Here is a 7,521-nt window from a genome sequence, read left to right on the forward strand (position 1 = left end):
AAAACCCAGTAATTGCAAAAAAGAAGGAGCCCTTAGGCTCCCAAGCTTTTAATTATACACATTAGTCAACATTTCTTTTACATTATTATTATACCCCTATAGTATATAAATAAACATCGTTTTTGAATATTCTTAAAAAATTAAACTTTTTACATCATAAATCGACTGTTATTACTAATATATAATATTTATCTTCGAATTTACATAATTTAATAAAGCAATTTTTGAACCAAAAAAGCTAGCAGATGCTAGCTTTTAAGCGTTCTCAAATGTATAAATTGCATCTATCCTTGTAATATAGATAGAGTCATTTTCGCAACCTATATATTTTGCATATTTTTTTACTTTTTCCTTTGCAATTTCTAAATCACTTATTTCCTGAGCTACAAGATCTTTAATATACATATCCATCAAATACGCCTTGTACGGTTTTATATCATAGCCTAAGTATTTTGTGAGTCTCTCTATCTCACATCCGAAATCTCCATCTTCTCTTATTAAAAATTCATAGACATCTTTTCTATAAGGATTTGCCATTATAATTTTTTGGACTATTTTATAGCTATCTGGCTTGCTTATAAATCCGTCCTTGTAATTGTTAAAAAGTGCATTTGCCTGCTTTATAGATTTTGCATCTATATAAGACTCTACATCTGTTACGCCGTATTCTAACAAAACATCTATGACAGCCATATGTATATTAAAGCAATCTCTATATAGGCTTCTAGATAATCTATCTACAAACGGCTTTATATCGAATAGCCTTGATGTATTTCGTTTATTTTTGTTTATAGAATTCTTTTCTTTAATAAAATTGTTGAAAATGCGTTTAAAATCAAAATACTTTTCACAATACGTCTCTTTAAATATCTTAAAATCTACAACAATTACATTGTAGCTTACTAAAATTTCTACACCTTTTTTTATAGATTGATCGACTAGAGCTTCTGCAAAATTTAGATAGTCGTCATTTATCTGTCTAAGTGTAGTTAAATTGTGATCGCAGTAATCTTTAAATTCATCGCTTGATTTTTGTGCGTATTCTAAAAATAATTTTCTTATTGTGTTGTAGTTATCTCTTTTTTCGTTGAATTTTATTACTGCTCCATTTATATCAAATAAAATCATGTAGTAATAACCTCCTTGTAAAAATTTTCACTTGAAAACCTATACGAATTTTTTTGTTATTACTATATTTGATTTTATGGCTTATTTTCCTTTTAAATACAAAATTTGTCTAAAAGTTTTTTTAGATAACGCCGAAAACACCAAAAATAATTGGAATAAACATAGCTGGTAGCAAATTAGCTACTTTTATGTCAGATTTCAATATAATATTTATACCTAAAGCCATTATAAGTAAGCTTCCTACTGCGTTCATCTCTGTTATAACACTAGTAGCTAATAATCCCTTTAATAAAAAAGAACACAAAGCTATAGCCCCTTCATATACAAAAACTGCTGCAGCTGCTAATAAAACGCCTATTCCCATAGTAAGTGCAAATAAGAAAGATACAATTCCATCTAATGCTGATTTTGCATATAATATATTATTATCTCCAAATAAACCGCTGTTTAAAGAACCAACTACTGCCATAGCTCCGACGCAGAATAATAAACTTGCTGATACGAATCCCTGTGCTATAGTTACTTGTTCATTATTATTTTTATTGAACTTGGCTTCTAATTTTTCTCCAAATTTATTTAATGCTCTATCTATATTTAATGCTTCTCCTATTATACCTCCTACTACCATAGATACAATACAAACTATTGGATGCTTACATTCAAGAGCTCCTGACATACCCATGTATATTACACAAAGAGCCAATCCCGCCATTACAGTGTTACTTATATTTTCTATAGTTTCCTTTTTAATTAATCTTTGAATAAAATTTTTTAATAGTAATGCAGCTAAGCTAGCTATAACAACTGCTAAACTGTTAACGATAACCCCTAATCCAAACATATTTTTTCTCCCATATTATATTAATTATTTAGTTTAAAAATTTATTTTGCTAAATCTATTATCTTCTTTGGATCCTTTGCAAAGTCTTCAAATGAATACTCAGTGTATATCACGTGCTTTCCTAGAAATCTTTCATATCTATTTTTCTCTTTTTCCATTACTGAATTTCTCTTTTTATCGTGATTATTTACTATTAATATTTTTAGGTTGTCTTTTTTTCTGCTTGTCTGTACTCTTTTTAGCAGGTATTTTATATGCATATCTGCTTCTGGAAATGAATACCCACAAAATATTAAAACATCGCTGTCTCTAAGGGCTTTTTCTGACTTATTCCAAACAGTGCTTAAAAATACATTCGACATATTTTTAAAGTAGGTCGGAGGTACGATTATTGGAACAGTCAGTTCACCGCAGTTTAGACATTCTGACTGTTTGATATGCTCTATTATCCTCATTATGCCCCCTTCATACGGTGTCAGAGTTATACTGTTGCATATAGGACAGTAGAGCCAGTTTAATGAGCCGTGAATTTTATATAGATTTACCATTTGCCCCTCTGGTCTCTTCCATGAATTTTTGCTGAAATTAAAATTTGCGAAATCTATACCGTAATTTAACATTATCGGTAAATTTTTCTCATCATACAAGCTTCCAATAGCATTATCTATATGTATATCGTAATTTGCGCTTATAAAGTTAGTATCGTAAATTAGACCCTCCTTTACTAAATTAGAGACAAGCATCTCGTGATAATTATTGCTAGAGCTATTTGCATTGTTTAAAGTATATGCCGTCAACATTATCAAGCACTGTCTTATGTACGATATGCTAGTATTATTACTGTCGTTGTAGCTTTCTGTTTTATAATGCTTAAATGATTCCCTTTTTTCCTCTGCTAAATCAAGTACCCCTAAAACCTCTTCAAATGTCGGAAAGTTAATATTGTCTATATCGTTGTTTATTACATCTATAAAAAATAAATCTTTAAAAAACTTAGCCAATTCTCTATTCATCTTTTTATCTTTGTCTTTTGGCAGTATATATTTAAAATAGTGTGAAAACAATTCATTTTGTATAGGTAAATTTTCTGCTGCAGAAGCTCCTGCTCCTAAAAAAATAGTAATATTCATAAAACTTTAAAACCCTCCAAAAATAAATTTACTTAGCAGTTATAATTATTATACTACAAGTAAAACTAAAAAAATAACTCTTATTAGACAATAATCATTTTTATTTATTATTATCATAATAAGAGCAAATTATTTTCTTATTTCTTATTTAATTTCTTTATAGATTGAATAGCCTTTAGAGTTCCCATTTTTGAGTGGTCAAAAGTAAGTCCTCCTTGGAAGTAGACGTTATATGGTGGTCTAATTGGAGCGTCTGCACTAAGCTCTATTGAAGAGCCTTGAACAAATGCACCTGCCGCCATTATTACCTCGTCTTCGTATCCTGGCATCGCCCATGGAACTGGTTTTACATGAGAGTCTACTGGCGCTGCTGCTTGTACTCCTTGGCAGAAGCTTATTACCTCTTCAGCATTGTGAAGCTTTACAACTTGTATTATGTCGCTTCTTAAATCATCGTATTTAGGAAGGACTTCGTATCCTAATTTTTCAAAAGCTCTAGCACAGAATATAGCTCCCATTACAGCTTGAGATGTAACATATGGTGCCATGAAGAACCCTTGAAGTACGTTTCTTGTAGTTCCAAAAGTAAGTCCACATTCTTTACCTATTCCAGGTGAAGTCAATCTATAAGATATAAGCTCTACTAAATCAGCTCTACCTGCTATATATCCTCCAGTTAGAGCTAATCCTCCTCCTGGATTTTTTATAAGTGAGCCAGCCATTATGTCAGCTCCTACTTCTGTAGGTTCCTTTGTATCTAAAAACTCGCCGTAGCAGTTATCTACCATTACTATTATGTCTTTATTTACAGATTTTACTACATCTATAGCTTCTTTTATATCTTGTATACTCAAAGATTTTCTCCATGAATATCCTTTAGATCTTTGTATCATTACTAATTTAGTTCTGTCGTTGATTTTTTTCTTGATTCCTTCTAAATCTATATTTCCATCTTCTAAAAAATCAACTTCATCGTAAGTAACCCCGTATTCCTTTAGAGATCCTTTTTCTTCTCTAATTCCTATTACACCTTGTAATGTGTCATATGGAGTAGCTGTAATTGATAGTATTTCATCTCCAGGTCTTACTAGTCCTTGTACACATAGACTAAGGGCATGTGTTCCATTTACTATTATAGGTCTGACTAAAGCATCTTCTGCTCCGAATACATTTGCGTAGATTTCTTCTACTTTTTCTCTACCTATATCGTTGTAGCCGTATCCAGTAGTCCAGTTAAAATGGTTGTCAGCCAAGTTAGCCTCTTGCATAGCCTTTAATACCTTGTATTGATTAAATTCTCTGATTTCCTTTATTTCATCGAATTTTTCCTTTATATCCTCCATTACTTCTTCTGATAACTTAAATGTCTCTTCATCTAATTCGTAAAATTGTTTTAATAATTCACTAGTTTCTTTTAGCATTGTTCTCTCCTATATTAATTTTTTATAATCTATAATAATTTAACTTTTATCTATAATTATCCAACATTTAAAATTTTAACACACTGTATTTTTTAGTTCAAGACAGAAAAAAAGGTACTTATGCAAATTAACAAATTGTTATTAATTCGCATAAGTACCTTTTTATTAATTATATGTAATAGATTTTATTTTTTATATAAAATTATCTACTGTTTTGTTGATTTTGTAAATTTATGTATTTGCTTGGTACAATTGTTGAAACTGCATGTTTGTATATCATATTTTGTTGTCTATTTTCACCTTCAAGTAATATGATATAACTATCAAATCCCTTTACATTACCTTTTACTTGTACACCATTCATTAAGAATATAGTAACTGGTATTCTTTCTTTTCTAGCATTGTTTAAAAATAAATCTTGTAAATTTAAAACTGTGTTTTTCATTTTTAAATGCCCTCCCTTATATTTTTTATTTAAATAGCTAAAAATTTAACTATCTAATATTATTTTATACAATTTTAAGCGAATTTTCAACATGATTGACGATATCTTCTTTTAATTTTTCCACATCTTGGTACTTATCTAAGTCGAACCATTTAGCATCTTGATATCTTTTAAACCAAGTTATTTGGCGCTTTGCATATCTTCTCGAATCCCTTTTAATGATTTCTACAGCCTCTTCGTAAGTATACTCGCCGTCTAAATATTTTATTAGCTCTTTGTAGCCTATTCCCTGCATGGAAATCATGTCTTTTTTATATCCCATTTTTAGAAGGCTTTTTACTTCGTCTAGAAGTCCGTTTTCAAGCATTATGTCGACTCTTCTGTTGATTCTATCGTATAGAACTTCTCTATCTCTATTTAAAATTATTATTATAGGCTTGTATTTTTCGTTGTAATTTAAGTCCTTTGAAAAATCGCTCATCTTTTGTCCACTTAGACATACTTCTATAGCTCTTATGACTCTTTTAGTGTTGTTTTTATGGATTCTATTTGCTGCTTCCTCATCTAGAGATTTTAATTTTTCGTGCATGTAATCTATGCCGTTTTCTTTTAATTCTGCCTCTAGCTTTTCTCTTATCTCGCTGTTTGCATTTGATTTTGCGAAGTCCATATCGTATATAAGTGAATTTAGGTATAGACCTGTTCCACCTGTTACAATTATATTTTTTCCTTTTGCGTGAATTTCATCTATATACTTTTCGCTCCTAGATTGAAATTCAGATACTGAAAAAGGAACATCTGGAGTAACTTCATCTATCATGTAGTGAACTACTCCATCCATCTCTTCCTCTGTAACCTTTGCGCTACCTATATCCATGTATTTATATATCTGCATAGAGTCTGCTGATATTATCTCAGCGTCTAGTGATTTTGCCAATTTAATCGATAAATCTGTCTTCCCAACTGCAGTTGGCCCCGTAAGTATTATAAGTGGTATTTTATTCATTATATTCCTTCCTCAATTCTCATATTACTGTATGTTTTACATAATTCTTTTAAACATCTTTTCTATTTCTTTTTTAGATATTTCTACTATAGATGGTCTACCGTGTGGGCAGGTAAATGGATTTTCGCATTTTTCCATCTTTGAAAGTAGAGAGTCTATTTCTTCAAAGTGAATCTTGTCGTTTGCCTTTATGGCTGCTCTACATGCCATAGATGCTATCTTGTCTAGCTTTAAATCGTAGCTGCTCTCTAAGTCTCCTATATTGTCGATTATCTGAAATACGAACTTCTCTGACTGAGCCACTCCGAAAATATTAGGTACACCTCTTACCATAATATGATTATTTCCAAATATCTCGATTTCAAAACCAAATTTCATAAATAAATTTAAATTTTTTTCGACATCTAGCATATCTACACTCGATAGCTCTAGCACGATTGGATCTAGTAGCATCTGCATATCTATATTTTGATGTTTGAATTTATTCATGTACTCTTCGTATAGTATTTTTTCGTGGGCAGCGTGTTGATCTAGCAGGTACATAGAAGTCCCTTTTTCTAGAACTATATAGGTATTTAAAACTGTACCTATTACCTTGTAATCGCTGGCTCTAAAGCTAGTGCTTTGTGAGTTATCTAGTATTTTTTCTAGAGTATCGTCTTCTACAGGCGCAGGAGGTTTTTCTTCTGTATTTGTCTGTTCAAATGTTAAATTCTCCACGTTGTAGTTTTTCTCTTCAACGTAGCCCTTGTCGCTGTAGTAATCATTTTTTTCTTGCTCATTTTGTTCTAAAGCTTCTTTAAATGATTTAAAGGTAGATAGATCATTTCTCTCATCTACAGTGTACTCTTCTTTTTTTTCTCTTACATCTAATAAATTAGACTTTTTCTCTGTATATCCTTCATTTACATTATTTTTAACATTTGCAGATTTATTTTCATCTTGCTTATTAATTTCTGGTGTATTTTCAGAATACGATTTATATTTTCCTATTAAGCTGATGTTTAGTAATTTGTTCTTTACTATATCCCTTATAGCTATATAGATGTCCTTTTCGTTTTGGAATTTGACCTCTAGCTTCGTAGGGTGAATATTTACATCTATTTCATTTGGATTTAGCTCTATATTTAAAAAGCATACTGCAAATTTATTTATAGGTATTATACCTTTGTAGCTTTCATTTATTGCATCTAAAATAACCTTGCTTTTTACATATCTATTGTTTATGTAGATATGCTGTAGGTTTTTATTAGATCTATAAATGTTGTTATTTCCGATATAGCCGTATATCTTTATCTTGTCGTCTTCGTAATTTAGCTCAATTAAATTCTCAGTTATGTCCTTGCCGTATATACTTCTTATTACGTTTATTAACTTGTCATCTCCAGGTGTATTTAGCATAAGCTTTGAGTTGTTTATATATTTTAGTCTGACTGCTGGATTTCCAATTGCAAGTTTGTTTACTAAGTCGCTTATGTTTATAGTTTCAGCATGAGTAGATTTTAAAAACTTAGCTCTAACTGGAGTGTTGAAAAAAAGGTCCTTTACTA

Annotated in this window: 7 protein-coding genes; all 7 read right to left on the reverse strand. The window is 30.5% G+C overall.

Features of this window, described 5'->3' with window-relative positions; all coding sequences use genetic code 11:
- Window positions 1-255 precede the first annotated feature (255 nt).
- Window positions 256-1,128, reverse strand: coding sequence for a kinase (locus tag SPD90_RS08800; protein ID WP_320924984.1), 873 nt, complete (start codon window positions 1,126-1,128; stop codon window positions 256-258).
- A 121-nt stretch (window positions 1,129-1,249) separates the two neighbouring features.
- Window positions 1,250-1,969 (reverse strand): DUF554 domain-containing protein, encoded by a 720-nt coding sequence (locus SPD90_RS08805; RefSeq protein WP_320924985.1) that lies wholly within the window; start codon window positions 1,967-1,969, stop codon window positions 1,250-1,252.
- 41 nt (window positions 1,970-2,010) lie between these two features.
- Window positions 2,011-3,099, reverse strand: a complete 1,089-nt coding sequence (locus SPD90_RS08810) for an SIR2 family protein (protein WP_320924986.1) — start codon at window positions 3,097-3,099, stop codon at window positions 2,011-2,013.
- A 137-nt stretch (window positions 3,100-3,236) separates the two neighbouring features.
- The gene (locus SPD90_RS08815; RefSeq protein ID WP_320924987.1) at window positions 3,237-4,520 is read right to left on the reverse strand and encodes a methionine gamma-lyase family protein; all 1,284 of its coding nucleotides are present in this window, start codon (window positions 4,518-4,520) and stop codon (window positions 3,237-3,239) included.
- A gap of 202 nt (window positions 4,521-4,722) precedes the next feature.
- Window positions 4,723-4,965, reverse strand: coding sequence for an RNA chaperone Hfq (gene hfq, locus SPD90_RS08820; protein WP_290686856.1), 243 nt, complete (start codon window positions 4,963-4,965; stop codon window positions 4,723-4,725).
- Between the two features lie 64 nt (window positions 4,966-5,029).
- Window positions 5,030-5,971, reverse strand: coding sequence for a tRNA (adenosine(37)-N6)-dimethylallyltransferase MiaA (gene miaA / locus SPD90_RS08825; RefSeq protein ID WP_320627085.1), 942 nt, complete (start codon window positions 5,969-5,971; stop codon window positions 5,030-5,032).
- A gap of 36 nt (window positions 5,972-6,007) precedes the next feature.
- Window positions 6,008-7,521 (reverse strand): DNA mismatch repair endonuclease MutL (mutL, locus tag SPD90_RS08830; RefSeq protein WP_320924988.1); only part of this gene is annotated, 1,514 nt, incomplete at its 5' end.

This window comes from Intestinibacter sp., from assembly GCF_034113885.1.
Classification (GTDB): Bacteria; Bacillota; Clostridia; order Peptostreptococcales; family Peptostreptococcaceae; genus Intestinibacter.